The following is a 26,622-nucleotide window of genomic DNA, read 5'->3' on the forward strand; positions in this document are numbered from 1 at the left end:
GTGAGGCGTCCCGGGAGGGCTCCTCCCGGGACGCCGTCGTCCGCTTCACACACCCATATCAGCGCCGTCCGGCGCCCATCAAGTAACTGGAGACATCTGTGTCCGTAAAGATCGGAATCAACGGGTTCGGTCGCATTGGTCGCAACTACCTGCGCGCGGCCCTCGCGAAGGGCAGCGACCTCGAGATCGTCGCGGTGAACGACCTCACCGACAACAAGACGCTCGCACACCTGCTCAAGTACGACTCGATCACGGGCCGCCTGGACGCCACGGTGGAGCTGGACGGCGACAACATCGTCGTGAACGGCAAGCCGATCAAGGTCCTCGCGGAGCGCGACCCCGCCAACCTCGGCTGGGGCGACCTGGGCGTCGACATCGTCATCGAGTCGACCGGCCGCTTCACCAAGGCGGCCGACGCCAAGAAGCACATCGAGGCCGGCGCCAAGAAGGTCATCATCTCGGCCCCCGCGACCGATGAGGACGCCACGTTCGTCATGGGTGTGAACGAGCACCTCTACGACCCCGCCGCGCACAACATCATCTCCAACGCGTCGTGCACCACGAACTGCCTCGCCCCGCTGGCGAAGGTGTTCAACGACAAGTTCGGCATCGAGCGCGGTCTCATGACCACGGTCCACGCGTACACCGCCGACCAGAACCTCCAGGACGGCCCGCACAGCGACCTGCGCCGTGCCCGCGCCGCCGCCATCAACATCGTCCCGACCTCGACCGGCGCCGCGAAGGCGATCGGCCTGGTCCTCCCCGAGCTCAAGGGTAAGCTCGACGGCTTCGCGCTCCGCGTCCCGGTCCCCACCGGCTCGATCACCGACCTGACCGTCACCGCCTCGCGCCCGGTCACCGTCGACGAGATCAAGGCCGCGTACAAGGAGGCCGCCGAGGGCGAGCTCAAGGGAATCCTCAAGTACACCGAGGACGAGATCGTCTCCAGCGACATCGTCTCCGACCCGCACTCGTCGATCTTCGACGCGGGCCTGCTGCGCGTCCTGGGCGACCAGGTCAAGCTCTCGAGCTGGTACGACAACGAGTGGGGCTACTCCAACCGCCTGGTCGACCTGACCGAGTACGTGGCCGAGCGCCTCTAACGACAGGGAACCGACGTGACGCTCCGCACCCTTGACTCACTCGGTTCGCTCGCCGGCAAGCGTGTCGTCGTCCGCTGTGATCTGAACGTCCCCCTGAAGGACGGCCAGATCACGGACGACGGCCGTGTGCGAGCGTCGATTCCCACCCTGAACGCCCTGATCAACCAGGGCGCGAAGGTGGTCGTCATCTCCCACCTGGGTCGCCCCGAGGGCGCACCCGATGCGAAGTACAGCCTGGCGCCGGTCGCCCAGCGGCTCTCCGAGCTGCTGGGCAAGCCGGTGACCTTCGCGCAGGACACGGTCGGCCAGGGCGCCGCAGACGCTGTCGCCGGCCTCCAGGACGGCGATGTCGCCCTGCTCGAGAACCTCCGCTTCAACCCGGGGGAGACCAGCAAGGACGACGCCGAGCGCGCCGCGTTCGCCGCGAAGCTCGCGGCCTTCGGTGACGCCTTCGTCTCCGACGGCTTCGGAGTCGTGCACCGCAAGCAGGCCAGCGTGTACGAGCTGGCGCAGGCGCTTCCGAGTGCCGCGGGAACGCTCATCGCGACCGAGCTGGACGTGCTCGATCGGCTCACCGAGAACCCCGAGCGGCCGTATGTGGTCGTCCTCGGCGGCTCGAAGGTCTCGGACAAGCTCGGCGTGATCGGCCACCTGCTGCCGCGCGTCGATTCGCTGCTCATCGGCGGCGGGATGCTCTTCACCTTCCTCGCCGCGCTCGGCCATCCGGTCGGGTCGAGCCTGCTCGAGGCCGACCAGATCGACACCGTGAAGGGCTACCTCGCTCAGGCGAGGGAGCGCGGCGTCGAGATCGTGCTGCCGCGCGACGTGGTCGTCGCCTCGAAGTTCGGCGCCGACGCGGAGCACGTGGTGCGCCCGGTCGACGCCATCGAGGACACCGACTGGGGCGCCTCCGGTCTCGGGCTCGACATCGGCCCGGAGACCGCGCAGCTCTTCTCGGAATACGTCCGTGGTGCACGCACCGTCTTCTGGAACGGCCCCATGGGCGTGTTCGAGTTGACCCCGTTCGCGGCCGGCACCAAGGCCGTCGCGCAGGCGCTGACCGAGGTCGACGGTCTCGGCGTCGTCGGCGGCGGCGACTCGGCCGCTGCGGTCCGCGCGCTCGGTTTCTCGGACGATCAGTTCGGTCACATCTCGACGGGCGGTGGAGCGAGCCTCGAATTCCTCGAGGGCAAGCGCCTCCCGGGTCTGGAGGTCCTCGGATGGCAGCAGTGAGCCCCTCGGTGCGGCGTGTTCCGCTCATCGCCGGCAACTGGAAGATGAACCTGGACCACCTCCAGGCCATCGCGGTCGTGCAGAAGCTCGCGTGGACGCTCAAAGACGCGGGCCACGATTTCTCTGCGGTCGAGGCGGCCGTCTTCCCGCCGTTCACCGATCTGCGCAGCGTGCAGACGCTGGTGTCGGCCGACAAGCTCCCGATCGCCTTCGGCGGTCAGGATGTCTCCGAGCACGTCTCGGGCGCCTACACGGGCGAGATCTCGGCGGCGTTCCTCGCCGCCCTCGAATGCCGCTACGTGATCATCGGCCACTCCGAGCGTCGCACCCTCCACGGTGAGACCGACGAGCAGGTGGCCGCGAAGACGGCCCAGGCGATCGCGCACAACATCGCTCCGATCATCTGTGTGGGCGAGACCGCGGAGGACCTCGAGGTGCACGGCGCCAGCGCCGTGCCGGTCGCGCAGCTGCGCGCCGCGCTCGCGCAGGTCGACTCGGCCGCCGATTTCGTGGTCGCGTACGAGCCGGTCTGGGCCATCGGGTCCGGCCAGGCGGCGACGCCGGAGCAGGCCGAGCAGGTCGCGGCCGCCCTGCGCGCCGTCATCGTCGAGCTGCTCGGCGCGGACGTCGCCGCGAAGACGCGCATCCTTTACGGTGGTTCGGTGAAGTCCGGCAACATCGCCGCGTTCATGCGCGAGCCGAACGTCGACGGTGCGCTCGTCGGCGGCGCGAGCCTCGACGTGGCCGAGTTCGCGAGCATCATCCGCTACCAGAAGCACGTCGGTCTCTGACGGAGACGGTCGTTCTCGACCCGGCCGGTTATACTGGTCGTTGGCTTTCCCCGGGCGCGGCCCGGGTGTCGTTACGCGAAAGGTAACTCGTGCAGATTCTCCAGGTCGTCCTGCAGGTGCTGCTGGGCATCACCAGCCTCCTGCTGACGCTGCTCATCCTCTTGCACAAGGGGCGCGGCGGTGGACTCTCCGACATGTTCGGGGGCGGCGTCACCTCCAACCTCGGCGCGTCGGGCGTCGCTGAGCGCAACCTCAACCGCATCACGGTCGTTCTGGGCATCATCTGGATCGTCTGCATCGTCGTGCTCGGGCTGATCACCAAGTTCAGCGCTTAGTCAGCGCCTTTCACCAGAGGAGAACAATGGCTTCCGGAGGAAGTGCAATCCGTGGTTCGCGCGTCGGCGCGGGCCCGATGGGCGAGCAGGACCGCGGGTTCCACGCGGACCGCATCGCCGTGTCGTACTGGGATGCGCTCGGCAACGAGACCGTCCGCTACTTCGCGGCCAATCTGCCCGAGGAGGAGATCCCCGAGACCATCGATTCGCCGTCCAGCGGCCTGCCTGCCGGACGCGATCGGGAGAACCCGCCGTCGGTCGCGAAGGCCGAGCCGTACAAGACGCACCTCGCCTACGTGAAGGAGCGCCGTTCGGAGGAGGAAGCGGAGCAGCTGCTCGAGGACGCCCTCAACCAGCTCCGCGCCCGCCGCGGCAAGCCCACCACCACCTGACGCCCAGCGCGTCGCTGAAAGGGCCGCCCACGATCTCGTGAGCGGCCCTTTCTGCGTGTGGTCGACGCTGCACGTCGTCGGCCCGTCCGCAGCGCACACGACGACGCCCCGCCGGTCGATGACCGGCGGGGCGTCAGGCGTATCGCGTCAGTAGCTCGGCGCGATCAGATTCTCCGGCACGTCGACCGCCGCATCCTTGTCCACGAAGAACACGGTGCGCTTGCGGCCCTTGGCGCCGGCGACCGGCACCTCGGTGTAGCTCGCCCCGGCCAGGGCGAGGCCCAGAGCGCTTGCCTTGTCCGTGCCCGCCAGCACCAGCCAGATGCGGTCGGACGCGTTCAGCACGGGGCGGGTGAGGCTGAGCCGCGCGGGCGGCGGCTTGGGCGACTCGCGCTCGGCGATCACCGTCGCCTCCGTCTCCCGGATGCCCGGCCGGTCGGGGAAGAGGGACGCGATGTGGCCGTCCGGCCCGACCCCGAGGAAGGTGATGTCGAACCGCGGGAAGTCGAGTCCCTCCGACGCATACGCCGCGAGCTCGGCAGCGTAGACCCGCGCGGCCTCGTCGATGTCGGCGATCTCGTCGGTGGCAGGGAACGGGTGGACGTTCTCCGGGGGGACCGCGATGTGGTCGAGCAGGGCCTCGCGGGCCTGACGCTCGTTGCGGTCGGGGCTCGACTTCTCGACGAACCGCTCGTCGCCCCACCAGAAGTGCACCTTGGACCAGTCGATGGTGTCGCGAGCGGGGGAGGCGTTGATCGCCTCCAGCACCGCGATCCCCATCGTCCCGCCGGTGAGTGCGATGTGCGCCCCGTCGAGGTCGTCGAGGATGTCGATGGTCTTGGTCAGGAACCGTGCGGCCACCGAAGCCGTCACGGCCTCCTTGTCGGGGTGCACGAGCACCCGCCGTTCGTTCGTCATGCGCGCGCGCCCGCTCCTTCGTCGGCGGTCTCGAGGAGTCCGAGGCCGTGGGTGATCACCTCGCCGTAGAGGTCGTCCGGGTCCAGCCTACGCAATTCCTCCGCGAGGCAATCACGGAGGCTGCGGCGAGGGAGGGCCAGATCGTGCGACGGCTGGCCGGGCTGCGAGAGGCGGGCCACGTTCGGGACCTCGCGCTCGAGCTCGATGGTGCCGGACGCGCGCTCCATGCGGACGCCGTGGATGCCCCCCGAGCCGACCGCGCGCGAGGCGAGGTCGTACTGCACGGGGACCTGCAGCTGCAGGCGCAGCCAGGCGGCGAGGAGGAGGGTGCTGGGGGAGTCCGCCGCGCCGGCGACCTCCACCGCGGTGATCGGCTCGTACGGCGGCTGGTCGAGCACCGCCGCGAGCTGGGCGCGCCACAGGGTGAGGCGCGTCCAGGCGAAGTCGGTGTCGCCCGGCGCGTAGGTCTCGGCCAGGTGGTAAAGCGCCTCCTGCGGGTTCGGCTGCGCCGACGCGTCGGTGATCCGGCGGGTCGCGATGCGGCCGAGCGGGGAGTGCGAGACCTTCGCCGGGGCGATGCCCGGCCACCAGACCACGACCGGCGCGTCGGGCAGGAGCAGGCCGGTGACCAGCCCCTCCTCGTCGCTCGCGGTCTCGCCGTAGGCGCGGAGCACGATGACCTCGCTGGCGCCCGCGTCGCCGCCGACGCGGATCTGGGCGTCGAGACGGCCCTCCCCGTCGTTGGCGTCGGCCTTGTGGCTGCGCTCCTCCTCGGTGGAGACCACGATGACGCGCATCGGGTGCTCACGGGAGGCGTCGTTCGCGGCCTCGATGGCCTCCTCCTCCTGGCCCAGGTGGGTCGCGATGATGAGGGTCAGCACGCGGCCGAGGGCGACCGCACCACCCTCCTCGCGGATCTTCACCAGGGTCTTGGAGATGTTGCTGACGGTGGTGTCGGGCAGATCGACGATCATGGGCGCCTCCAGACGCGGCCGTCGCGGGCGAGGAGCTCGTCGGCGGACTTCGGGCCCCAGGTGCCGGGGCGGTACTGTTCGGGCTGGCCCTGGGTCTCCCAGAACTGCTCGATCGGGTCGAGGATCTTCCACGAGAGCTCGACCTCCTCGTGGCGCGGGAACAGCGGCGGGTCGCCGAGGAGCACATCCAGGATGAGCCGCTCGTACGCCTCCGGGCTCGCCTCGGTGAAGGCGTGCCCGTAGCCGAAGTCCATGCTCACGTCGCGCACCTGCATGCCGGCGCCCGGAACCTTCGAGCCGAAGCGGATCGTCACACCCTCGTCCGGCTGGACGCGGATGACCAGCGCGTTCTGCCCCAGAGCCGACGTCTGCGACTCCGCGAAGAGCTGTTGCGGGGCGCGCTTGAAGACGACGGCGATCTCGGTGACGCGGCGGCCGAGGCGCTTGCCCGCGCGGAGGTAGAACGGCACGCCCGCCCAGCGGCGGGTGCCGATGCCGAGCTTGATGGCCGCATAGGTCTCCGTGGTGGATTCGGGGTTCATCCCGTCCTCCTCCAGGAAGCCGACGACCTTCTCGCCGCCCTGCCAGCCGCTCGAGTACTGCCCGCGGGCCGTCGCCGTGGCGAGGTCCTTGGGCAGGCGCACCGCGGCGAGGACCTTCTCCTTCTCGGCGCGGAGGTCCGCGGCGTCGAACGAGATGGGCTCCTCCATCGCCGTGAGGGCGAGGAGCTGGAGCAGGTGGTTCTGGATGACGTCGCGCGCGGCGCCGATCCCGTCGTAGTATCCGGCACGTCCGCCGACGCCGATGTCCTCGGCCATCGTGATCTGCACGTGGTCCACGTAGTTCGCGTTCCAGATCGGCTCGTACAGCTCGTTCGCGAAGCGCAGCGCCAGGATGTTCTGGACTGTCTCCTTGCCGAGGTAGTGGTCGATGCGGAACACCGAGTCGGCCGGGAAGACCGTCTCGACCACCGCGTTGAGCTCGCGGGCCGACTGGAGGTCGTGCCCGAACGGCTTCTCGATGACGACGCGGCGCCAGCCCTCGCCGGACTGGTCGGCCAGGCCGGAACGGCGCAGCTGCTCCGTCACGATGGGGAACGCCTTCGGCGGGATCGAGAGGTAGAACGCATGGTTGCCCATGGTCCCGCGCTCACGGTCCAGCTCCTCGACGGTCTCCTTGAGGCGCTCGAACGCCGCATCGTCGTCGAACTCGCCGGGGACGAAGCGGATGCCCTGTGCGAGCTGCTTCCAGACGTCCTCGTCGAACGGGGTGCGTGCGTACTGCATGACCGCGTCGTGGACGACCTTCTCGAAGTCCTGGTCCTCCCAGTCGCGCCGGGCGAACCCGACGAGCGAGAACCCGGGCGGCAGGAGGCCGCGGTTGGCGAGGTCGTACACGGCCGGCATCAGCTTCTTGCGGGAGAGGTCTCCCGTCACACCGAAGATGATGAGACTGCTGGGTCCGGCGATGCGGTTGAGGCGTCGATCGGAGGCCAACCGCAGCGGGTTGAACTCCGGGGTGATTTCCACCGGGGACATCGATCTCCTTGGTCGGCGCGGGGCGCCGCTGGTCAGTTGACGGCCTCGAACAGCGAGACGACGTCCGCCTCGGGGTTCGTGAGGGTGAGGGTGAGCACCGGACGGCCGTGCGCGCCGAGCACGCTGGCGTCACCGGCGGCCTGGGCTTGGATGAGCTGGCCGAAGGTGAACGGTCGGTCCGGGATCTCGAGGTCCTCCGGAGCGGCCGCCGTGATCTGCAGGAAGACGCCGACGGCCGGGCCGCCCTTGTGGAACTGCCCGGTGGAGTGCAGGAACCGCGGTCCCCAGCCGAAGGTGACGGGACGCTTCGCCTTGGCGGCGAGCAGGTCGCGCACACCCTCGAGCTGGGGGAGCGCGAGGCGGTTCACGTAGGCCTGCACCGACACGTAGCCGTCCGGGCCGAGCTGCGCGAGCAGGGCGTCCACGGCGGCGTCGAGGGTGGTCGCGTCGCCCAGGAAGGTGCCCGTCTCGCGGACCTCGATACCGCCCGCGGTGAACGCCGGGGCCGCGGCCTCGGGGCGGTCGTCCAGCAGCGCGCGGGCGGCGGCCTTGGCCGCCTCCACGTCCGGCTGGTCGAACGGGTTGATGCCCAGCAGGCGACCCGCGACGGCGACCGCGTACTCCCACACGAGGAGCTGAGCGCCGAGGCTGCCCGAGACGAGGATCTCGCCCTCGTGACGGTCGGCCGGGAACAAGTGGTGCGCCTCCGCGTTCGCGACGAGGCGGACGACCTGCAGGTCGGCGGGCTTCAGCTCGAGCTCGGGGGCCAGCGTGTCGAGGACGACCGGGAGGAGCCCGGTGCCCTCCTTGCCGGTGGACTCGGCGATCAGCTGCTCCGCCCAGTCGGCGAAGCCCACGATGTGGGTGCCGTCGGAGACGATGCCGAGCTTGTCCTTGAGCGGGTTCGTCCCGGCGATGGCCGCGCCGAGCACCAGACCCGGGTTGTCCTCGCGGTCGACGGCGAGTTCGAGCGATGTGGCTTCCGCCTCGTCGAGCAGCTCGGCGATGTCGACGCCGGCGAGGCCGGACGGCACGAGGCCGAACGCGGTCAGCGCCGAGTAGCGTCCGCCGACGTTGGGGTCGGCGTTGAATACGCGGTAGCCGGCGGCGCGCGCCGACTCGTCCAGCGGGGAGCCCGGGTCGGTCACGACGATGATGCGCTCCGTCGGGTCGATGCCGGCCTCGCGGAACCACTTCTCGTAGATGCGCTTCTGACTGTCGGTCTCGAGGGTCGAACCCGACTTCGACGAGATCACGACGGCGGTGCGGTCGAGGCGGTCGCGGAGAGCCGCGAGCACCTGCCCGGGGTCGGTCGAGTCGAGCACGGTGAGCTCGGCCTCGGCCGTCCGCGTGATGACCTCGGGGGCGAGCGACGAGCCGCCCATTCCGCCGAGCACGATGTGGTCGACGCCGCGGGCGTGCAGCTGCTCGCGGAGGGCGACGATCTCGGCGACGAGGGGCCGGGAGATCGCGACGGCCTCCGTCCAGCCGAGGCGCTTGGACGCCTCGGGCTCGGCGTCGGGACCCCAGAGGGCCGGGTCGAGCGCGGTGATGCCGGACGCGACCTTGTCGGCCACGAGCTGCGGGACGACCGAGGCGACCGCGTCCGCGGCCGGCCCGGTGACATGGATGCGGAAGGTCACTTGGCGCCCTCCAGTGCGGTCTTCACGGTCTCGACCAGCTCGGCCCACGAGACGTTGAACTTGTCCACGCCCTCGCGCTCGAGGGTGGCGGTCACGTCGTCGTAGTCGACGCCGAGGGCGGCGAGCGCGTCGAGCACGCCCTTCGCGTCGGCGTAGTTGCCGGTGACGGTGTCGCCGGTGATGACGCCGTGGTCGAACGTCGCGTCGAGCGTCTTCTCCGGCATGGTGTTGACGGTGTTCGGTGCGACGAGCTCGGTCACGTAGAGCGTGTCGGGCAGGCTCGGGTCCTTGACGCCGGTGGAAGCCCAGAGCGGACGCTGCTCGTTGGCGCCGGCGGCCACGAGGGCCTTGGCGCGGTCGGAGGCGAACGCCTGCTCGTACACCTCGTAGGCGAGGCGGGCGTTGGCGACGCCGGCCTTGCTCTTGAGGGCGTCGGCCTCGTCGGTGCCGATGGCGGCCAGGCGCTTGTCGATCTCGGTGTCGACGCGCGAGACGAAGAACGAGGCGACCGACTGGATGCCGGAGAGGTCGATGCCCGCGGCCTTGGCCTTCTCGAGCCCGGTGAGGTACGCGTCGATGACGCCGCGGTAACGGTCGAGGCTGAAGATCAGGGTCACGTTGACGCTGATCCCGGCCGCGATCGTCTCGGTGATGGCCTCGAGGCCCTCGACCGTCGCGGGGATCTTGATGAGCACATTGGGCTTGTCGACCTTGGCGGCGAGCTTCTTGGCCTGTTCGATGGTTCCGGCGGCGTCGTGCGCGAGGCCCGGCTCGACCTCGATCGAGACGCGCCCGTCGGTGCCCTCGGTCTGCTCGTAGACCTCGTGGAAGATGTCGCTCGCGGCGGCGACGTCGTCGGTCGTGATCTCGAAGATCGCGTCCTCGACGCTGGTGCCGGCCGCGGCCAGGCTCTTCACCTGGTCGGCGTACGCCTCGCCCTTGCTGAGCGCGGCGGCGAAGATCGTCGGGTTGGTGGTCACACCGACCACGTTCTTCTCGGCGATGAGCTTCTGCAGGCCGCCGGTGGCGATCCGCTCGCGGGACAGGTCGTCGAGCCAGATGCTGACGCCCGCGGCGGAGAGCTGTGCGGTGGGAGTGGTGTCGGTCATTTCTCTTCTATCTCCTCGTGCCCGCGCTCAGAGCGACGCGAGCGATTCCTTCGCGGCGGCGACGGCGTGCTCGGTGGTCATGCCGAACTCGCGGAACAGGGTCTTGTAGTCGGCCGAGGCACCGAAGTGCTCGATCGAGACGCTGCGGCCGTGGTCGCCGACGATCTTGTCCCAGCTGAGGGAGAGGCCGGCCTCGATCGAGACGCGGGCCTTCACCGACGCGGGGAGGACGTGCTCCTGGTACTCGGCGGGCTGCTCGTGGAACCACTCGAGCGACGGGGCCGAGACGACGCGGGCGTTGATGCCCTCGCCGCGCAGCACCTCGCGGGCCTCGAGCGCGATCTGCACCTCGGAGCCGGTGGCGATGAACAGGACGTCCGGGGTGCCGCCTGGCGCCTCGGCCAGGACGTAGGCGCCCTTCGCGACGTTCTTCGCGGACGCGAGGGTGTCGCCGCTGGCGTCGCCGTCCCCACGCTCGAACACCGGGATGTTCTGGCGGGTCAGCGCGATGCCGGCCGGGCCCTTGCGGCGCTCGAGGATCGTCTTCCAGGCGTACGCGACCTCGTTGGCGTCGCCGGGGCGCACGACGTCGAGGTGCGGGATCGCGCGGAGCGTCGACAGCTGCTCGATCGGCTGGTGCGTCGGGCCGTCCTCGCCGAGGGCGACGGAGTCGTGCGTCCAGACGAAGATCGACGGGACCTGCATCAGCGCGGCCAGGCGAACGGCCGGGCGCATGTAGTCGCTGAAGATCAGGAACGTGCCGCCGAACGGCCGGGTCGGGCCGTGCAGCACGATGCCGTTGAGGATCGCGGCCATCGCGTGCTCGCGGATGCCGAAGTGCAGGACGCGCCCGTACGGGTTGCCGGTCCACTCGTGGGTCGAGTGCTCGGTCGGCACGAACGACGCGCCGCCCTCGATGGTGGTGTTGTTCGACTCCGCGAGGTCGGCGGAGCCGCCCCAGAGCTCGGGCATGATCGGCGCGATGGCGTTGAGCACCTTGCCGCTCGCGGCGCGGGTGGAGACGTCCTTGCCCGCCTCGAAGACGGGGAGCGCCTCTTCGACGCCCTCGGGCAGCTCACCGGTGAGCAGGCGGTCGAGGAGCTGCTTGCGCTCGGGATTGGCGGCGGCCCAGGCGTCGAAGCCCTTCTGCCACTCGGCGCGCTGCTCGGCGCCGCGCTCGACGGCCTTGCGGGTGTGCTCGATGACCTCGTCGGCGACCTCGAAGGTCTTCTCGGGGTCGAAGCCGAGCACCTCCTTGACCGCGCGCAGCTCGTCGGCGCCCAGGGCGGAGCCGTGGATCTTGCCGGTGTTCTGCTTCTTCGGCGACGGCCAGCCGATGATGGTCTTGAGGATGATGAGGGACGGCTTGTCGGTCACGCCCTGCGCGGCGACGATCGCGTCGTTGAGCGCCTGGACGTCCTCCGTGTAGACGCCGGTCTTCTTCCAGTCGACCACCTGCACATGCCAGTGATAGGCCTCGTAGCGGGCCTTGACATCCTCGGTGAAGGCGATGTTGGTGTCGTCCTCGATCGAGATCTGGTTGCTGTCGTAGATGGCGATCAGGTTGCCGAGCTGCTGGTGGCCGGCGAGGCTCGAGGCCTCGGAGCTCACACCCTCCTGCAGGTCGCCGTCACCGGCGATCACGTAGACGAAGTGGTCGAACGGGCTGGTGCCCGGCTCGGCCTCCGGGTCGAACAGGCCGCGCTCGTAGCGGGCGGCGTAGGCGAAGCCCACCGAGGAGGAGATGCCCTGGCCGAGCGGGCCGGTGGTGATCTCCACGCCATCGGTGTGGCCGTACTCCGGGTGTCCGGGGGTCAGGGAGCCCCAGGTGCGGAGCGCCTTGAGGTCGTCGAGCTCGAGGCCGTAACCGCCGAGGTAGAGCTGCACGTACTGGGTGAGCGAGCTGTGACCCGCCGAGAGGATGAAGCGGTCGCGGCCCAGCCAGTGCTGGTCGTGGGGGTCGCGGCGCATGACCTTCTGGAACAGGAGGTACGCGGCCGGGGCCAGGCTCATCGCCGTACCGGGATGACCGTTGCCCACCTTCTCCACCGCATCGGCCGCGAGGACGCGCGCCGTGTCTACCGCCTTGTTGTCAATGGGATCCCACTGCAGAGCTGCCACGTGAAAACTGACCCTTCGTAGATGTGGTGAGGGTCGTCGTGAAACCCGCACCGGTTGAGGTAGTGCGCGCCGTGGACGTCATCGGCGCCAGGCCCCCGTCTGCGTGATGACACCTACAAACGGCCGTACGGGAAACGGGCTCCGGCTGGCGAGCACCTCCAAGTATAGGTAACACGCACGAAACGTGCCCTCTTCCCTCAGCGGGTTGTGAAGCGGCTCGGAGCGGGGTACCGGCGCGGAGGTGTCGTAGACTTGCTCATGACTGCGATCAGCAGGACTTCGACCACGACGGCGGTCGCCCGAACGGCGCCGCCCCGGTCGCACGAGCGAACATCACGAGGAGCAATGGACGTCGCTGTAGAGAGCCGTGTCGATCCGGGCCGAATCGGCCTCGCGCGCAAGGTCAAGGCGTACATCTCGCTGACCAAGCCGCGTGTCGTCGAGCTGCTGCTCGTCACGACGGTCCCGACGATGATCCTCGCCGCGAACGGCATCCCGAACCTCTGGCTCGTGCTGGCCACGGTGGTCGGCGGCTACATGTCGGCGGGCTCCGCCGGCGCGTTCAACTGCTATATCGACCGCGACATCGACCGCGTGATGCGGCGCACGAAGAACCGGCCGCTCGTCACCGGCGAGCTGAGCGACCGCGAGGCGCTCGTGTTCTCGTGGGTGCTGGGAATCGCCTCGGTCGTCGTGCTGGCCGTCTTCACGAACTGGCTCGCCGCTGCGCTCTCGGTCGTCGCGATCCTCCTGTACGTCGTCTTCTACACGCTCATCCTCAAGCGCCGCACCCCGCAGAACATCGTGTGGGGCGGGGTCGCGGGCTGCATGCCCGTGCTCATCGGCTGGGCGGCCGTCACGGGATCCCTCGACTGGACGCCGTTCATCCTTTTCGGCATCATCTTCCTCTGGACGCCGCCGCACTACTGGCCGCTGTCGATGAAGTACCGCACCGACTACAAGGACGCGGGCGTTCCCATGCTCGCGGTCGTCCGCGGCCGCGCCGTCGTCGGACTGCAGGTCATCCTCTACGCATGGGCGATGGTGGCGTGCTCGCTGCTGCTCATCCCCGTCGCGCACATGGGCCTCTTCTACATCGCGATCTCGGTCGTGGTGGGCGGCTGGTTCCTCTACGAGTCGCACCGCCTCTACAACCTCGCCATCCGGCACGAATCGGTGTCGCCGATGCGCGTCTTCCACGGCTCCATCGCCTACCTGACCCTGATCTTCCTCGCCGTCGCGATCGACCCGCTGCTGCCGTTCTGAGCCGTCGGCAGCGGGGTACGGCCTGCCCGACCCGCTCTGGCCCGGCCTCCGGCGCCGCTGCTAGCGTCGGAGGGTGCTGACCCTCAGGACGCCGCGGCTCGTGCTCGACGCCCCTCGCGAGAGCGACATCCCCGCCGTCCTGGCCGCGTGCCAGGACGAGGACACCTCGCGGTGGGTCCCGCTCCCGCAGCCGTACACCCGCGCGAGCGCGGAGTTCTTCGTCCGCAGCTACTGCCCGCACGGCCTGGCGAGCGGGCAGTACACGGTGTGGGCGATCCGGCCGGGGGAGACCGCCCCGCTGCTCGGCGTCGTCGAGGTGCGGCGTGACGAGAAGGCGGGTTCGGCGTCGCTCGGCTGCTGGCTCGAGCCGGGATCGCGCGGCCGCGGGGTGATGCGGGAAGCCCTCACGGCGGTCTGCGCGTATGCGCTCGCCACCGACGGCCTGGGGTTCGAGCGACTGCGGTGGGAGTGCCTGGTCGGCAACGAGGTCAGCCGCCGGCTGGCCTCGTCGGTGGGGTTCCGCTTCGACGAGGGCGCCGTGCACCGGGTGCGGTTCCACGACGAGGATCGCGACGCCCTCGTCGGTGAGCTGCTACGCGGCGACGGCTCCGCTGACCGCTGACCCCTCGTGCGCGTCGTCGGCTGCGACGGGCGCCTTCAGCGACATGACGACGGCAGTCATCGCCGCCGCGAGCAGCGCAGCGAGCATCATGTGGATGCCGACCAGGATCCCCGGCAGTCCGGTGTTCGCCTGGATGAGGCCCACGGCGATCTGGAGCACCTCCACCGCCAGCAGGTACATCGCGTAGCGGTGCACCGGGGTCGTCCGGATGCGGAGCGACGCGATGACGAGCACCAGCGTGAGCCCGAAGGTCACGTAGGCCGGGATCGCGTGCACGTGCTCCAGGATCTCGGGGTTCAGCCCGTTGCGGCTCGCCTTGGTGTCACCCGAGTGCGGCCCGGAGCCGGTCGTCAGGATGCCGACGACGATGGTGACAGCGACGACGAAGCTGGTGAGGTGCGCCAGGCCGGCGAACCAGGCGGGAACGGCGCGCACCCGGGGGCCGGGCACGGCGTAGAGACGCAGGAGGAAGGCCGCGCACAGCGCGACGAGGACCGTCGAGATCACGAAGTGCAGTCCCACCACGTACGGGTTGAGGTCCGTGAGCACGCTGAGGCCGCCGATCACGGCCTGTGCGGGGATGCCGAGCCCGGCGAGAAGCGTGAGCCAGAAGAGCTCCGGACGTGACCGGCGCAACTTGAGCACCATCAGGAAGGCGACGATGGCGATGATGCCGAGCACGACGCCCAGCAGGCGGTTGCCGAACTCGATCACCCCGTGGATGCCCATCTCGGGCGTGTTGACCAAGGAGTCGTCCGTGCACTTCGGCCAGGTCGGGCAGCCGAGGCCGCTCGAGGTCAGCCGGACGAGGCCCCCGGTGCCCACCAGCACGATCTGGCCGACCAGGTAGACCCAGCCGATCACCTTCAGCCGGGTGTCGACGCGGTCGGGCAGCCAGGCGATGATGCGCTTCATGTCTTCCTAGGGGCTTTCTCGGTGTGGTTCGGATACTCGGCCAACGCGCAGGGCGCGCCTCTACATTTACCGGCCCGCACCTGTAGAATCGATGGGTTCGAGAACGCGCTCCTGCGCGTGCCCGCCCGCGCCCCTGCCGAGAACGGCAGTCCGACGCGAAGCGGCCAGGGCACAGTCGCCCGTCGTCTTCGATCATTTTAGGTTCGCACACCAGCCACCCGCACAATCAGGACGCCCGATCGGCAGGCCAGCGCTTGCCGCCCGAGAGGAATGAGCCGGACTGATATCCGGTTACGAGTGGAAGGAAAGAGGTAGACATGTCAGACATCCTGATCGACCGGCCAGAACTCAACAGCCTCGGGCAGTACGAGTTCGGCTGGGCCGACTCCGACGCGGCGGGCGCCTCCGCGCGTCGCGGCCTCTCGCCGGAGGTGGTCACCGACATCTCCGCGCTGAAGGACGAACCGGACTGGATGCTGCAACGGCGTCTCAAGGCGCTCCAGCTCTTCGAGCGCAAGCCGATGCCCACCTGGGGCGCGGACCTGTCGGAGATCGACTTCGACAACATCAAGTACTTCGTGCGATCCACGGAGAAGCAGGCCCAGACCTGGGAGGACCTGCCCGAGGACATCAAGAACACGTACGAGAAGCTGGGCATCCCCGAGGCGGAGCGCCAGCGCCTCGTCGCCGGCGTCGCCGCGCAGTACGAGTCCGAGGTCGTCTACCACCAGATCAACGAGGAGCTCGAGGCCCAGGGCGTGATCTTCATGGACACGGACACGGCGCTCAAGGAGCACCCCGAGTTCTTCGAAGAGTACTTCGGAACGGTCATCCCCTCCGGCGACAACAAGTTCGCCGCACTGAACACCGCCGTGTGGTCGGGCGGCTCGTTCGTCTACGTTCCGAAGGGCGTCCACGTCGAGATCCCGCTCCAGGCCTACTTCCGCATCAACACGGAGAACATGGGCCAGTTCGAGCGCACGCTGATCATCGCCGACGAGGGCAGCTACGTCCACTACATCGAGGGCTGCACCGCCCCGATCTACAAGTCGGACTCGCTGCACTCGGCGGTCGTCGAGATCATCGTGAAGAAGAACGCGCGCGTGCGCTACACGACCATCCAGAACTGGTCCAACAACGTCTACAACCTCGTGACCAAGCGGGCCACCGCGGCCGAGGGCGCGACCATGGAGTGGATCGACGGCAACATCGGTTCCAAGGTGACGATGAAGTACCCGTCGATCTACCTGATGGGCGAGCACGCCAAGGGGGAGACCCTCTCGGTCGCCTTCGCGGGCCCGGGCCAGCACCAGGACGCCGGAGCGAAGATGATCCACATGGCGCCCTACACGCAGTCGTCGATCGTCTCGAAGTCGATCGCGCGCGGCGGCGGCCGTGCCGGCTATCGCGGCGAGGTGCGGGTGGATGCGAACGCGCACCACGCCGCCAACACGGTGCGCTGCGACGCCCTGCTGGTCGACACGATCTCGCGCTCCGACACCTACCCGGCGATCGACATCCGGGTGGACGACGTGCAGCTCGGCCACGAGGCGACCGTCTCGCGGGTGAGCGAGGAGCAGCTCTTCTACCTGATGTCCCGGGGCATGCCGGAGGACGAGGCGATGGCCATGATCGTCCGCGGCTTCATCGAGCCGATCGCTCGCGAGCTCCCGATGGAATACGCACTCGAACTCAACAAGCTCATCGAGATGGGCATGGAAGGCTCTGTCGGCTGAAATGACGTCCACGACCCCCACGATCGACCCGGCGGCCGTCGCTCCGTCCCACATGCGCGCGCCCGTCCCCGTCCAGACCCGTTCCGAGCGCTTCACCTCGACCGACGTCGCCGACTTCCCGGCGGTCACCGGCCGCGAGGTCATGTGGAAGTACACGCCCGTCGCGCGGCTCACCGAGCTCCTCACCGGTGAGCTCGACGGCTCCCCATACACCGTCGATGTCGTCGACGCCCCCGGCGTGACCACCTCGTGGATCGCTCGCGACGACGTCCGCATCGGTGCCGCCGGCCTCCCGGAGGACCGCGTCTCCGCCAACGCGTGGACCGCGTTCGAGCAGGCACTGCTGATCGGCTTCTCCGGCGACGACGCGAAGGAGGCGACGGTGACCCGCGCGTCCCTCGGCGCCACCGCGCGCGCCGCGCACACGGTCGTCGAGATCGCACCGGGCGCCCGCGGCACGCTCATCCTGCAGAACAGCGGCGCCGCGCACCTCGCCGAGAACGTCGAGTTCCTCGTCGGGGCCGACGCGGACGTGACCGTCGTCACCGTTCAGGAGTGGGACGACGAGGCCGTCCACGTGGCCGCGCACTTCGCGGAGCTGGCCGAGGGCGCGCGCCTCAAGCACGTCGCCATCACGCTCGGCGGCTCGATCGTCCGCCTGAACCCGTCGGCCCACCTGGCCGGCGCCCGCTCGGACGCGGAGCTCCTCGGCGCGTACTTCGCCGACGCGAGCCAGCACCTCGAGCAGCAGGTGTACGTGCATCACGACGGCCCCGAGACCCGCAGCCGCGTCACCTACAAGGGCGCGCTGCAGGGCGAGGGCGCACGCACGGTCTGGATCGGCGACGTGCTGATCGGGCCGAAGGCCGTCGGCACCGACACCTACGAGCAGAACCGCAACCTGGTCCTCACCGACGGCGCCCGCGCCGACTCTGTGCCGAACCTGGAGATCGAGACCGGCGACATCGTCGGCGCCGGTCACGCCAGTGCCACCGGGCGGTTCGACGACGAGCAGCTGTTCTATCTGCAGTCGCGCGGCATCCCGGAGGAGGAGGCGCGCCGACTCGTCGTGCGCGGCTTCCTCTTCGAGATCGTCCAGCAGATCGGCTCGCCCGCCCTGCAGGAGCGCCTCCAGGCCGCCATCGAGGCGGAGCTGGCGGCCTCCGTCGTGGCGGCCGGCTGATGGGCGCCACGCGCGTGCTCGCCGTCGCGGAGCTGGTGGAGAACCAGGCCACCCGTGTCGTCGTGGACGGCGTCGCGATCGCGGTCGTCAAAGACTCCGCGGGCGACGTCCACGCGATCGGCGACACCTGCACCCACGGCGAGATCTCGCTGTCCGAGGGCTTCGTCGAAGGCGAGACCCTCGAGTGCTGGGCGCACGGCTCCCAGTTCTCCCTGCTCACCGGCAAGCCCCTCAACCTCCCGGCGTACGAGCCCGTCCCCGTCTACGCGGTCGAGCTGATCGACGGCGACGTCTACATCGACCCGAACGTTACGAAAGAGATTTGAACACCATGTCTGTCCTCGAGATCCGCGACCTGCACGTCACCGTCGAAACGGACCAGGGCACCAAGCCCATCCTGAACGGCGTCGACCTGACCATCCGCGAAGGCGAGATCCACGCCATCATGGGCCCGAACGGTTCGGGCAAGTCGACCCTGGCGTACACGATCGCCGGCCACCCGAAGTACACCGTCACGGGCGGCACCATCACACTCGACGGCGAGGACGTCCTCGCGATGAGCGTCGACGAGCGTGCCCGCGCCGGCCTGTTCCTCGCCATGCAGTACCCGGTCGAGATCCCCGGCGTCACCAACACGAACTTCCTGCGCACCGCCAAGACCGCCATCGACGGTCAGGCGCCCGCGATCCGCAGCTGGGTCAAGGACGTCCGCGAGAGCATGGCCGCGCTGCGCATGGACTCGTCGTTCGCCGAGCGCAACGTCAACGAAGGCTTCTCCGGCGGCGAGAAGAAGCGCAACGAGATCCTCCAGCTCGAGCTGCTCAAGCCGAAGTTCGCCGTGCTCGACGAGACCGACTCCGGCCTCGACGTCGACGCGCTGAAGATCGTGTCGGAGGGCGTCAACCGCGCCAAGGCCAACACCGGTCTCGGCATCCTCCTGATCACCCACTACACGCGCATCCTCCGCTACATCAAGCCGGACTTCGTGCACGTGTTCGTCGCCGGCAAGGTGGCGGAGCAGGGCGGCCCCGAACTGGCCGACCGCCTGGAGGAGGAGGGCTACGACCGCTACGTCGACGCACCCGAGTCCGCCAGCGCCTCCGCCGGCGAGCTGGCCGGGGCGTAGGCTCGTCCCATGGTCGCCACGCTGAGTCCGGCGCTCTTCGACCAGGTCGAAGAGGCGCTGAAGAACGTCATGGATCCCGAGCTCGGGATCAACGTCGTCGACCTCGGCCTGATCTACGATCTGGGCTGGGACGACGAGAACAACGCTCTCATCATCTCGATGACGTTGACGAGCGCGGGCTGCCCCCTCACAGATGTGCTGGAGGAGCAGACCGCCGAGTCGCTCGACGGCATCGTCGAGGCGTTCCGGATCAACTGGGTGTGGATGCCGCCGTGGGGCCCGGAGCGGATCACGGACGACGGGCGTGACATGATGCGCGCGCTCGGCTTCGCCATCTGACCCGCACCCTCATCATCACCTCCATCCGCCCCGGACCTCGGTCCGGGGCGGATGACCTCTGAAAGACAAGGATTCATCGTGCTCAGCGTCCAGGGCCTCGAACTGCGCGTCGGCGCCCGCCTCCTGATGGAGGACGTCAGCTTCCGCGTCGCCGACGGCGACAAGATCGGCCTCGTCGGCCGCAACGGCGCCGGCAAGACCACGCTCACCAAGGTGCTCGCGGGAGACCTGCTTCCGACCGCCGGCAAGGTCGAGCGCAGCGGGGAGCTCGGCTACCTGCCGCAGGACCCGCGCTCGGGCAACCTCGACGACCTGGCGCGCACCCGCATCCTGGACGCGCGCGGGCTCGGGTCCATCGTGCTCGGAATGCAGCAGGCGACGCTCGACATGGCGAGCGACGACGCCGCGGTGTCGGCGGCGGCCATGAAGAAGTACGGCCGGCTGGAGGAGCAGTTCCGCATGCTCGGCGGGTATGCCGCGGAGGCGGAGGCCGCCTCCATCGCGAGCAACCTGAACCTGCCCGACCGCATCCTGGACCAGCCGCTCAAGACCCTCTCGGGCGGCCAGCGACGTCGCATCGAGCTGGCCCGCATCCTGTTCTCGGACGCGCGCACGATGATCCTCGACGAGCCCACCAACCACCTCGACGCCGACTCGGTCGTGTGGCTGCGCGAGTTCCTCAAGGGCTACACGGGCGGCTTCATCGTGATCTCGCACGATGTCGACCTCGTGGGCGAGACGGTCAACCGCGTCTTCTACCTGGACGCCAACCGGCAGGTCATCGACGTCTACAATATGGGCTGGAAGAACTACCAGCGTCAGCGGGCCGCGGACGAGGAGCGTCGCAAGAAGGAGCGCGCCAACGCCGAGAAGAAGGCCGGTGCCCTCCAGTTGCAGGCCGCGAAGTTCGGTGCGAAGGCGACGAAGGCCGCGGCCGCGCACCAGATGGTGGCGCGAGCGGAGAAGCTGCTCGCCGGCCTGGACGAGGTGCGCCAGGTCGACCGCGTGGCGAAGCTACGCTTCCCGACCCCGGCCCCCTGCGGACGCACGCCGCTGCAGGCCTCGGACCTCTCGAAGAGCTACGGCTCGCTCGAGATCTTCACGGCCGTCGACCTCGCGATCGACCGCGGCTCGAAGGTCGTCGTGCTCGGTCTCAACGGTGCGGGCAAGACCACGCTGCTGCGGATGCTCGCGGGTGTCGACAGACCCGACACCGGTCAGATCGAGCCCGGTCACGGCCTCCGCATCGGCTACTACGCGCAGGAGCACGAGACGATCGACGTCGAGCGCTCGGTGCTGCAGAACATGGTGTCGTCGTCGCCCAGCCTGACCGAGACGGAGGCCCGCAGAGTGCTGGGCTCCTTCCTGTTCACGGGCGACGACGCGCACAAGCCGGCGGGTGTGCTCTCCGGTGGCGAGAAGACCCGACTGGCGCTCGCGATGATCGTCGTGTCCGGCGCCAACGTGCTGCTGCTCGACGAGCCGACGAACAACCTCGACCCGGCGAGCCGTGACGAGATCCTCGACGCGCTGGCGCACTACGAGGGGGCCGTCGTGCTCGTCAGCCACGACGAGGGCGCGGTGGAGGCGCTCAACCCCGAGCGCGTCCTCATCCTGCCCGACGGCGTCGAAGACCACTGGAACAAGGACTACCTGGAACTCATCTCGCTCGCCTGACCTCCGCCATTTGGACCACATGTCGACTCTGAGGGTCTCAGAGTGCACATTTGGTCCAAATGTGCGGGAGGTCAGCGGGAGGAGGCGTCGAGGAGCTCGTCCTCCACGTCGGCGTCGGTGCGCTTGAGGGCGCGCTTGCGCTCGCGTTCGGCCGCACGCGCCTTCTCGGCGGGGTCGTCCTCGTTGCGTTTGCGGTACTCGGTTCGCAGCGCGTAGCCGAGGCCGAAGAAGCCGATGATCGCGAAGATGATCCACTGGATCATGTACGACCAGTGGAGGCCCTCGTCCTGCGTGGGCGGTGTCGTCACCGTCGGGGTCGGTGCGGTGGCGGGAGCGGGGTCCTCGGTGTCCAGGAGGCCGTAGGCGCCCGTGTAGACGTCGGCTCCGCCGAGCTTCTCCTTGACCACCGAGAGCTGGATCGTGCCCACCTGGTCACCCGACGCGGTGCGGCCGGATATCGCCGGCTCGCTGGCCTTGAGGCGCGCCACGACGGTGACGGTACCGGTCGGCGGCGCCGGCACCGTGTCGGGGTCGTCGGAGTCGTTCCCGGTCGGCACCCAGCCGCGGTCGACGATGAAGAGCGCGCCGTCGGCCGTGCGCAGCGGGGTGAGGACCTCGAAGCCCGGGTTGCCGTTGAACGGCCGGTTCCGCGCCAGCAGCTGGCGGTCGGGTTCGTAGGTGCCCGTGACGGTGACGCGCGTCCATTCCTGATTCTTCGCGTACGCCGTCAGAGAGGGGAGCTCCTCGGTCAAGGGCACGGGCTTCGAGTCGAAGTTCTGCGCGATGAGAGCGTTCGCAGCCGCCGCCTCCTTGCTGCGCGCCAACTGCCAGTTGGAGAGGAACCCGCAGGCGATCGCGAACGCCACGGCGAACGCCAGGTAACCGAGCCAGCGTTTGGAGAAGGCGAACCGCCAGCCCCCACCCGCGCTCACGCGCCGGTCCGCTCGTCGGCCGCCACCGGCTCCGCGTCCGACGCCGCCGCAACAACCGGCTTCACCGCGAGCGGGAAGTCGCGCGCGGCCAGGAACTCCCGCAGGAACTCCACGTGCTCCGCGCAGGCCAGCCACACCTTGACCCGGTCGGCGGTGTGGATCCGGGGGTTGCGCCACTCGATCCGCCACGTCGCCGTCTCGCGGCACCCGGCACGCGAGCACGTCAGAGGCTCGGGCTCCCCGAATCCGATCACTGGCCCTCCTGCTTCTCGTGGCCGCCACCCGGCGGCGGAGGCGTCATGGGAAGGATATTGCCCGGACGCTGGGCTTCTCCTCGACGCGGGTCCCCGTGCACGTTCGCGAGCACGACGGCGACGTAGGGGAGGAACACCGCCGCGACGATCGGGACGGCCGCCCACCAGCCCGGGACCAGCACCGCCACGATGAGGCAGACGACGCGGATGCCCATCGCCACCGAGTACCGGATCATCCGGTGGTGGCGTTCCTCGTCGGGCGAGGTCGGCAAGTTCGTGAGCGTGGGGCGCGTGGTCTTCATGAGGATTCCCCTCAAGCGTACGTCCATAGACTGGTACCCGTTCTATTCGAAGGGAAATCACCACATGACCACGCAGCGCACCGTGCTCGTCACCGGCGGCAACCGCGGGATCGGCTACGCGATCGCCGAGGAGTTCGTGGCCCAGGGCCACCGCGTCGCCGTCACCGCCCGCTCGGGCGAGGGGCCGGAGGGGGCGCTGACGGTGCGCGCCGACGTGACCGACACCGCGTCGATCGACGCGGCGTTCACCGAGATCGAGGAGAAGCTCGGCCCGGTGGAGATCGTGGTCGCCAACGCCGGTATCACGAAGGACACGCTGCTCATGCGCATGACCGACGACGAGTTCGACAGCGTCATCGAGACCAACCTCGGCGGCGCCTTCCGCGTCGTCAAGCGCGCCAACAAGGGCATGCTGAAGGCCCGCTTCGGCCGCATCGTCCTCATCTCGAGCGTGGTGGGCCTGTTCGGCGGCGCCGGTCAGGTCAACTACGCCTCCTCGAAGGCCGGCCTCGTCGGAATGGCGCGCTCGATCACGCGCGAGCTCGGCGCCCGCGGCATCACAGCCAACGTCGTCGCACCCGGATTCATCGAGACGGACATGACGGCCGCCCTGCCCGAGACGCAGCAGGCCGAATACAAGAAGAGCATCCCGGCCGGCCGGTTCGCGTCGCCGAACGAGGTGGCGAAGGTCGTCACCTGGATCGCGGGCGACGACGCCGGGTACATCTCCGGAGCGGTCATCCCGGTCGACGGCGGTCTCGGGATGGGGCACTAGGCGCCGCAGGGAACGGAGGATGGGCGACGTGACACGCCCGGGTATGGCGGGTTGCGGAGGAGATTCGTAGCGGAGCCGGCGGGAAATCCTCCGGAGGCCGCGAGGTGCGCGGGGATCGGCGCAGCGACAGAAGCGGGGAGCCCTTCCCGGGCCCTCTCAGCCGCGGAGGCCGAGAAGGGGGAGCACCTGGGCGAGGTCCTGGCGGTCGATCACGAGATCGGCCTCGGCCCGCACCCGCGGCTTGGCGTTGAACGCGATCGAGAGCCCGGCCTGCGCCATCATGCGCAGATCGTTGGCTCCGTCGCCGATCGCGAGCGTCCGCCGGAGCGGAACGCCCGCCGCGTCGGCCCACTCGCGCAGCGCGTGCGCCTTGGCCTCGGCGTCGACGATCGGTCCCTCGACCTCGCCCGTCAGCTCCCCGTCGCGCACGGCGAGGCGGTTGGCGCGCCAGCGGTCGAGTCCGAGCCGGGCGCCGAGCGGGTCGAGCAGCTCGTGGAAACCGCCGGAGACGACGCCGACGAGCCCGCCGGCGGCCTGAACGCCGGCGATGAGCTCCGGGACGCCGTCCGTGACGCGGATGCGCTCACCGACGCGTTCGAAGACCGAGACGGGGAGGCCGGCCAGGGCGCGCACGCGCTCACGCAGGCTCTGCGCGAAGTCGAGCTCCCCGCGCATGGCGCGCTCGGTGATCTCGGCGACCTCGGAACGCGCGCCCGCCTCCTCGGCGAGCAGCTCGATCACCTCGTCGTGGATGAGGGTCGAGTCGGCGTCGAGGACGACGAGGAACGAGGCCGGGGACTGCGGGTGCTGCTGCGGGTGCTGCTGGTGCGTGTGTGCGGACGTCATGGAACGACGTGAACTCCCTTGCCGACGACGGTGATGCCGGACTCCGTGACGGTGAAACCGCGCGCGCGGTCCCGTGCCGGATCCACGCCGATACGGGCGCCCTCGGCCACCACGACGTCCTTGTCCAGGATGGCACGGCCGACGAACGCGTTCGGCTCGATGACGGCGCGCTCGAACACGACGGAGTCCACGACCTTCGCGCCGGAGTCGACCTTCGCCCACGGACCCAGCACGCTGCGCTCCAGGTGCGCGCCCGAGATCACCGAGCCGAGCGACACGATGGAGTCGATGGTGGTGCCGAGCGCACCGCGGCCGTCGCGGACGATCTTGGCCGGCGGGGAGTTGAGCACCTGGCTGAAGATCGGCCACTCGCGGTTGTACAGGTTGAAGACCGGCAGCGCCGAGATCAGATCCTGGTGGGCCTCGAAGAACGAGTCGATCGTCCCCACGTCGCGCCAGTAGTAGCGGTCGCGGTCGGTCGAGCCGGGGAGGTCGTTGTTGTTGAAGTCGTAGACGCCGGCCTCGCCCCGCGAGACGAAGTCCGGGATGATGTCGCCGCCCATGTCGTGGTTGGAGTCGGGGCGGTCGCCGTCGCGGATGACGGCGTCGATCAGGGCGTCCGCGTCGAAGACGTAGTTGCCCATCGAGGCGAGCACCTCGTCCGGGGAGTCGGGCAGGCCCACCGGGTCGCTCGGCTTCTCGCGGAAGGCGGCGATGCGGTCCGGGTGCGCGGCGTCGACCTCGATGACGCCGAACTGGTCGGCGAGCGAGATGGGCTGCCGGATCGCCGCGACGGTCGCCGCCGCTCCCGAGTCGATGTGGGCCTGGATCATCTGCGCGAAGTCCATGCGGTAGACGTGGTCGGCGCCCACCACCACGACGATGTCGGGCTTCTCGTCGCGGAGCAGGTTGAGGCTCTGCAGGATCGCGTCGGCCGATCCACTGAACCAGCGCTTGCCGAGGCGCTGCTGGGCCGGGACGGACGCGATGTAGGAGTTCAGCATCCCGTCGAGGCGCCAGGTCTGCGAGACGTGGCGGTCGAGGCTGTGCGACTTGTACTGCGTGAGCACGACCATCTGGCGCAGCTGGGAGTTGATGAGGTTCGAGAGCGCGAAGTCGATGAGCCGGTACTGACCGCCGAACGGGACGGCGGGCTTGGCGCGATCGGCCGTCAACGGCATCAGCCGCTTCCCTTCTCCACCCGCGAGTACGATGCCGAAGATCTTCCTGCCTGCTGCCATGCCACCACAGTAGAGGCAACTGGAGGGCTGTACTAGCGTTCTGGACATGCGCGTTGATCTTCTGACCAGGGAGTACCCGCCGGACATCTACGGCGGCGCCGGGGTGCACGTCACCGAGCTCGTGCGCGCGCTGCGCGCCGACATCGAGGTGATCGTCCGCTGCTTCGGCGAGCCGCGGGACGCCGCCGACACGGTGGCGTACCCGGTGCCCGCGGAGCTGCGGGAGGCGAACGGAGCCCTGGCGACCCTGGGGGTCGATCTCCAGATGGCGCAGGACTGCGGGGGAGCGGACGTCGTCCACTCGCACACGTGGTACGCCAACGCCGGCGGCCACCTGGCGAAGCTGCTGCACGACGTGCCCCACGTGGTCACCGCGCACAGTCTCGAGCCGCTGCGGCCGTGGAAGGCCGAGCAGCTCGGCGGCGGCTACCGCGTGTCGAGCTGGGTCGAGAAGACCGCCTTCGAAGCCGCCGACCGCGTCATCGCGGTGAGCGACGGGATGCGCCGCGACATCCTGAACTCGTACCCGTCGCTGGAACCGGAGCGCGTGTCCGTCGTCTACAACGGCATCGACCTCGAGCGCTGGACGCCGCTGACGGACGACGAGCGGGCGCGGGCGCTCGGGATCGACCCGACGCGACCGGCCGTCGTTTTCGTCGGGCGGATCACCCGCCAGAAGGGCCTGCCCTATCTGCTGCGGGCCGCGCGGATGCTCCCGTCCGACGTGCAGCTCGTGCTGTGCGCCGGCGCGCCCGACACCCCGGAGATCCTGGCCGAGGTGAGCGGCCTCGTCGAGCAGCTGCAGGCCGAACGCGACGGCGTCGTGTGGATCGACCGGCTCCTGACCAACGAGGAGCTGCGGATCGCCCTCACGGCCTCCACCGTCTTCGTGTGCCCGTCGATCTACGAGCCGCTGGGGATCGTCAACCTCGAGGCGATGGCGTGCGGCCTCCCGGTCGTCGGGACCGCGACCGGAGGCATCCCCGAGGTCATCGTCGACGGCGTCACCGGCCGGCTCGTGCCGATCGATCAGCTCCAGGACGGCACCGGGACGCCGACCGACCCCGACGGGTTCGTCCGCGACCTCGCGGCGGCCCTGACGGAGGTCGTGAGCGACCCGGAGCGGGCCGCTCGGATGGGTCAGGCCGGCCGCGAGCGCGCCGAGACGTCGTTCAGCTGGGCCGCGATCGCGGAGCAGACACGTGACATCTACCGATCGGTGAGCCGGTAGCGCTCCGGGGGGCCTGTCAC

27 protein-coding genes are annotated in these 26,622 nt (G+C 69.5%); 15 read left to right on the forward strand and 12 right to left on the reverse strand.

The window, feature by feature from the left end; genetic code table 11:
- Positions 1–98 precede the first annotated feature (98 nt).
- The 5 genes from gap (at position 99) to LLS1_RS16850 (ending at position 3,854) form a co-directional block, all read left to right on the forward strand.
- Positions 99–1,103, forward strand: a complete 1,005-nt coding sequence (gene gap, locus LLS1_RS16830) for a type I glyceraldehyde-3-phosphate dehydrogenase (protein WP_021764736.1) — start codon at positions 99–101, stop codon at positions 1,101–1,103.
- Positions 1,104–1,118: 15 nt separating this feature from the next.
- Positions 1,119–2,336 carry a phosphoglycerate kinase gene (pgk, locus tag LLS1_RS16835; RefSeq protein ID WP_226657363.1) on the forward strand — a complete coding sequence of 406 codons (1,218 nt, stop codon included), beginning with the start codon at positions 1,119–1,121 and terminating at the stop codon, positions 2,334–2,336.
- Positions 2,324–3,127 carry a triose-phosphate isomerase gene (gene tpiA / locus LLS1_RS16840; protein WP_226657365.1) on the forward strand — a complete coding sequence of 268 codons (804 nt, stop codon included), beginning with the start codon at positions 2,324–2,326 and terminating at the stop codon, positions 3,125–3,127. Before pgk ends, tpiA begins: the two co-directional genes overlap by 13 nt.
- An 89-nt stretch (positions 3,128–3,216) precedes the next feature.
- Positions 3,217–3,462, forward strand: coding sequence for a preprotein translocase subunit SecG (gene secG, locus LLS1_RS16845; protein ID WP_025159475.1), 246 nt, complete (start codon positions 3,217–3,219; stop codon positions 3,460–3,462).
- A 26-nt stretch (positions 3,463–3,488) separates the two neighbouring features.
- Positions 3,489–3,854, forward strand: coding sequence for an RNA polymerase-binding protein RbpA (locus LLS1_RS16850; protein WP_226657367.1), 366 nt, complete (start codon positions 3,489–3,491; stop codon positions 3,852–3,854).
- 147 nt (positions 3,855–4,001) lie between these two features.
- Here LLS1_RS16850 and pgl read toward each other — a convergent pair whose 3' ends face one another.
- Genes pgl through tkt form a run of 6 tightly spaced genes read right to left on the reverse strand, consistent with a single transcriptional unit; the run spans position 4,002 to position 12,157 of the window.
- A complete protein-coding gene (gene pgl / locus LLS1_RS16855; protein WP_226657369.1) occupies positions 4,002–4,772 on the reverse strand; it encodes a 6-phosphogluconolactonase in 771 nt (256 codons plus the stop codon).
- Positions 4,769–5,746, reverse strand: coding sequence for a glucose-6-phosphate dehydrogenase assembly protein OpcA (locus tag LLS1_RS16860; RefSeq protein ID WP_223356582.1), 978 nt, complete (start codon positions 5,744–5,746; stop codon positions 4,769–4,771). Before LLS1_RS16860 ends, pgl begins: the two co-directional genes overlap by 4 nt.
- Positions 5,743–7,284: a glucose-6-phosphate dehydrogenase gene (gene zwf / locus LLS1_RS16865; protein WP_223356579.1), complete on the reverse strand. Its 1,542-nt coding sequence runs from the start codon at positions 7,282–7,284 to the stop codon at positions 5,743–5,745. Before zwf ends, LLS1_RS16860 begins: the two co-directional genes overlap by 4 nt.
- A gap of 32 nt (positions 7,285–7,316) precedes the next feature.
- Entirely contained in the window at positions 7,317–8,927 is a 1,611-nt protein-coding gene (locus LLS1_RS16870) for a glucose-6-phosphate isomerase (protein ID WP_226657371.1), read from the reverse strand.
- Positions 8,924–10,036 (reverse strand): transaldolase, encoded by a 1,113-nt coding sequence (tal, locus tag LLS1_RS16875; RefSeq protein WP_226657372.1) that lies wholly within the window; start codon positions 10,034–10,036, stop codon positions 8,924–8,926. The genes LLS1_RS16870 and tal overlap by 4 nt, the downstream gene beginning before the upstream one ends.
- A 27-nt stretch (positions 10,037–10,063) precedes the next feature.
- Positions 10,064–12,157 (reverse strand): transketolase, encoded by a 2,094-nt coding sequence (gene tkt / locus LLS1_RS16880; RefSeq protein ID WP_226657374.1) that lies wholly within the window; start codon positions 12,155–12,157, stop codon positions 10,064–10,066.
- Positions 12,158–12,502: 345 nt separating this feature from the next.
- On the opposite strand from tkt, the gene LLS1_RS16885 reads away from it, so the two are divergent.
- Positions 12,503–13,423: a heme o synthase gene (locus LLS1_RS16885; RefSeq protein ID WP_226657376.1), complete on the forward strand. Its 921-nt coding sequence runs from the start codon at positions 12,503–12,505 to the stop codon at positions 13,421–13,423.
- Between the two features lie 73 nt (positions 13,424–13,496).
- Complete coding sequence (locus tag LLS1_RS16890) at positions 13,497–14,045, forward strand: GNAT family N-acetyltransferase (protein ID WP_226657378.1); 549 nt, start codon at positions 13,497–13,499, stop codon at positions 14,043–14,045.
- Here LLS1_RS16890 and LLS1_RS16895 read toward each other — a convergent pair.
- Entirely contained in the window at positions 14,016–14,960 is a 945-nt protein-coding gene (locus LLS1_RS16895; protein WP_226657380.1) for a heme A synthase, read from the reverse strand. The genes LLS1_RS16890 and LLS1_RS16895 overlap by 30 nt on opposite strands.
- 317 nt (positions 14,961–15,277) lie before the next feature.
- Here LLS1_RS16895 and sufB point away from each other — a divergent pair, with 317 nt between their 5' ends.
- The 6 genes from sufB (at position 15,278) to LLS1_RS16925 (ending at position 21,021) form a co-directional block, all read left to right on the forward strand.
- Positions 15,278–16,696, forward strand: coding sequence for a Fe-S cluster assembly protein SufB (gene sufB, locus LLS1_RS16900; RefSeq protein ID WP_226657382.1), 1,419 nt, complete (start codon positions 15,278–15,280; stop codon positions 16,694–16,696).
- Position 16,697: 1 nt separating this feature from the next.
- A complete protein-coding gene (gene sufD / locus LLS1_RS16905) occupies positions 16,698–17,879 on the forward strand; it encodes a Fe-S cluster assembly protein SufD (protein WP_226657384.1) in 1,182 nt (393 codons plus the stop codon).
- Positions 17,879–18,205, forward strand: a complete 327-nt coding sequence (locus tag LLS1_RS16910) for a non-heme iron oxygenase ferredoxin subunit (protein WP_226657386.1) — start codon at positions 17,879–17,881, stop codon at positions 18,203–18,205. The genes sufD and LLS1_RS16910 overlap by 1 nt, the downstream gene beginning before the upstream one ends.
- A gap of 5 nt (positions 18,206–18,210) precedes the next feature.
- Positions 18,211–19,005, forward strand: a complete 795-nt coding sequence (gene sufC / locus LLS1_RS16915; RefSeq protein WP_226657388.1) for a Fe-S cluster assembly ATPase SufC — start codon at positions 18,211–18,213, stop codon at positions 19,003–19,005.
- Positions 19,006–19,014: 9 nt separating this feature from the next.
- Positions 19,015–19,344 carry a metal-sulfur cluster assembly factor gene (locus LLS1_RS16920; protein ID WP_223356553.1) on the forward strand — a complete coding sequence of 110 codons (330 nt, stop codon included), beginning with the start codon at positions 19,015–19,017 and terminating at the stop codon, positions 19,342–19,344.
- Positions 19,345–19,422: 78 nt separating this feature from the next.
- Positions 19,423–21,021 carry an ABC-F family ATP-binding cassette domain-containing protein gene (locus tag LLS1_RS16925; RefSeq protein WP_226657390.1) on the forward strand — a complete coding sequence of 533 codons (1,599 nt, stop codon included), beginning with the start codon at positions 19,423–19,425 and terminating at the stop codon, positions 21,019–21,021.
- A gap of 71 nt (positions 21,022–21,092) precedes the next feature.
- Here LLS1_RS16925 and LLS1_RS16930 read toward each other — a convergent pair whose 3' ends face one another.
- The 3 genes from LLS1_RS16930 to LLS1_RS16940 are packed head-to-tail and all read right to left on the reverse strand — an operon-like array spanning position 21,093 to position 22,509.
- Positions 21,093–21,953, reverse strand: a complete 861-nt coding sequence (locus tag LLS1_RS16930; RefSeq protein ID WP_226657392.1) for an SURF1 family protein — start codon at positions 21,951–21,953, stop codon at positions 21,093–21,095.
- On the reverse strand, positions 21,950–22,207 hold the full coding sequence (locus tag LLS1_RS16935; protein ID WP_226657394.1) for a hypothetical protein: 258 nt from the start codon (positions 22,205–22,207) through the stop codon (positions 21,950–21,952). The genes LLS1_RS16930 and LLS1_RS16935 overlap by 4 nt, the downstream gene beginning before the upstream one ends.
- Positions 22,204–22,509, reverse strand: a complete 306-nt coding sequence (locus LLS1_RS16940) for a DUF3099 domain-containing protein (RefSeq protein WP_226657396.1) — start codon at positions 22,507–22,509, stop codon at positions 22,204–22,206. The genes LLS1_RS16935 and LLS1_RS16940 overlap by 4 nt, the downstream gene beginning before the upstream one ends.
- Before the next feature lie 64 nt (positions 22,510–22,573).
- Here LLS1_RS16940 and fabG point away from each other — a divergent pair, with 64 nt between their 5' ends.
- Positions 22,574–23,284, forward strand: coding sequence for a 3-oxoacyl-ACP reductase FabG (gene fabG / locus LLS1_RS16945; RefSeq protein ID WP_226657398.1), 711 nt, complete (start codon positions 22,574–22,576; stop codon positions 23,282–23,284).
- A gap of 156 nt (positions 23,285–23,440) precedes the next feature.
- On the opposite strand, the gene serB is transcribed toward fabG, so the two are convergent.
- Together serB and LLS1_RS16955 are read right to left on the reverse strand one after the other, a co-directional pair.
- Positions 23,441–24,130 (reverse strand): phosphoserine phosphatase SerB, encoded by a 690-nt coding sequence (serB, locus tag LLS1_RS16950; RefSeq protein WP_226657400.1) that lies wholly within the window; start codon positions 24,128–24,130, stop codon positions 23,441–23,443.
- A complete protein-coding gene (locus LLS1_RS16955; RefSeq protein WP_223356537.1) occupies positions 24,127–25,371 on the reverse strand; it encodes a glucose-1-phosphate adenylyltransferase in 1,245 nt (414 codons plus the stop codon). The genes serB and LLS1_RS16955 overlap by 4 nt, the downstream gene beginning before the upstream one ends.
- Positions 25,372–25,417: 46 nt before the next feature.
- On the opposite strand from LLS1_RS16955, the gene glgA reads away from it, so the two are divergent.
- On the forward strand, positions 25,418–26,602 hold the full coding sequence (gene glgA / locus LLS1_RS16960) for a glycogen synthase (RefSeq protein ID WP_226657402.1): 1,185 nt from the start codon (positions 25,418–25,420) through the stop codon (positions 26,600–26,602).
- Positions 26,603–26,622: the final 20 nt, after the last annotated feature.

The sequence above is a fragment of the Leifsonia sp. LS1 genome, from assembly GCF_020521355.1.
Lineage (GTDB): Bacteria > Actinomycetota > Actinomycetes > Actinomycetales > Microbacteriaceae > Leifsonia.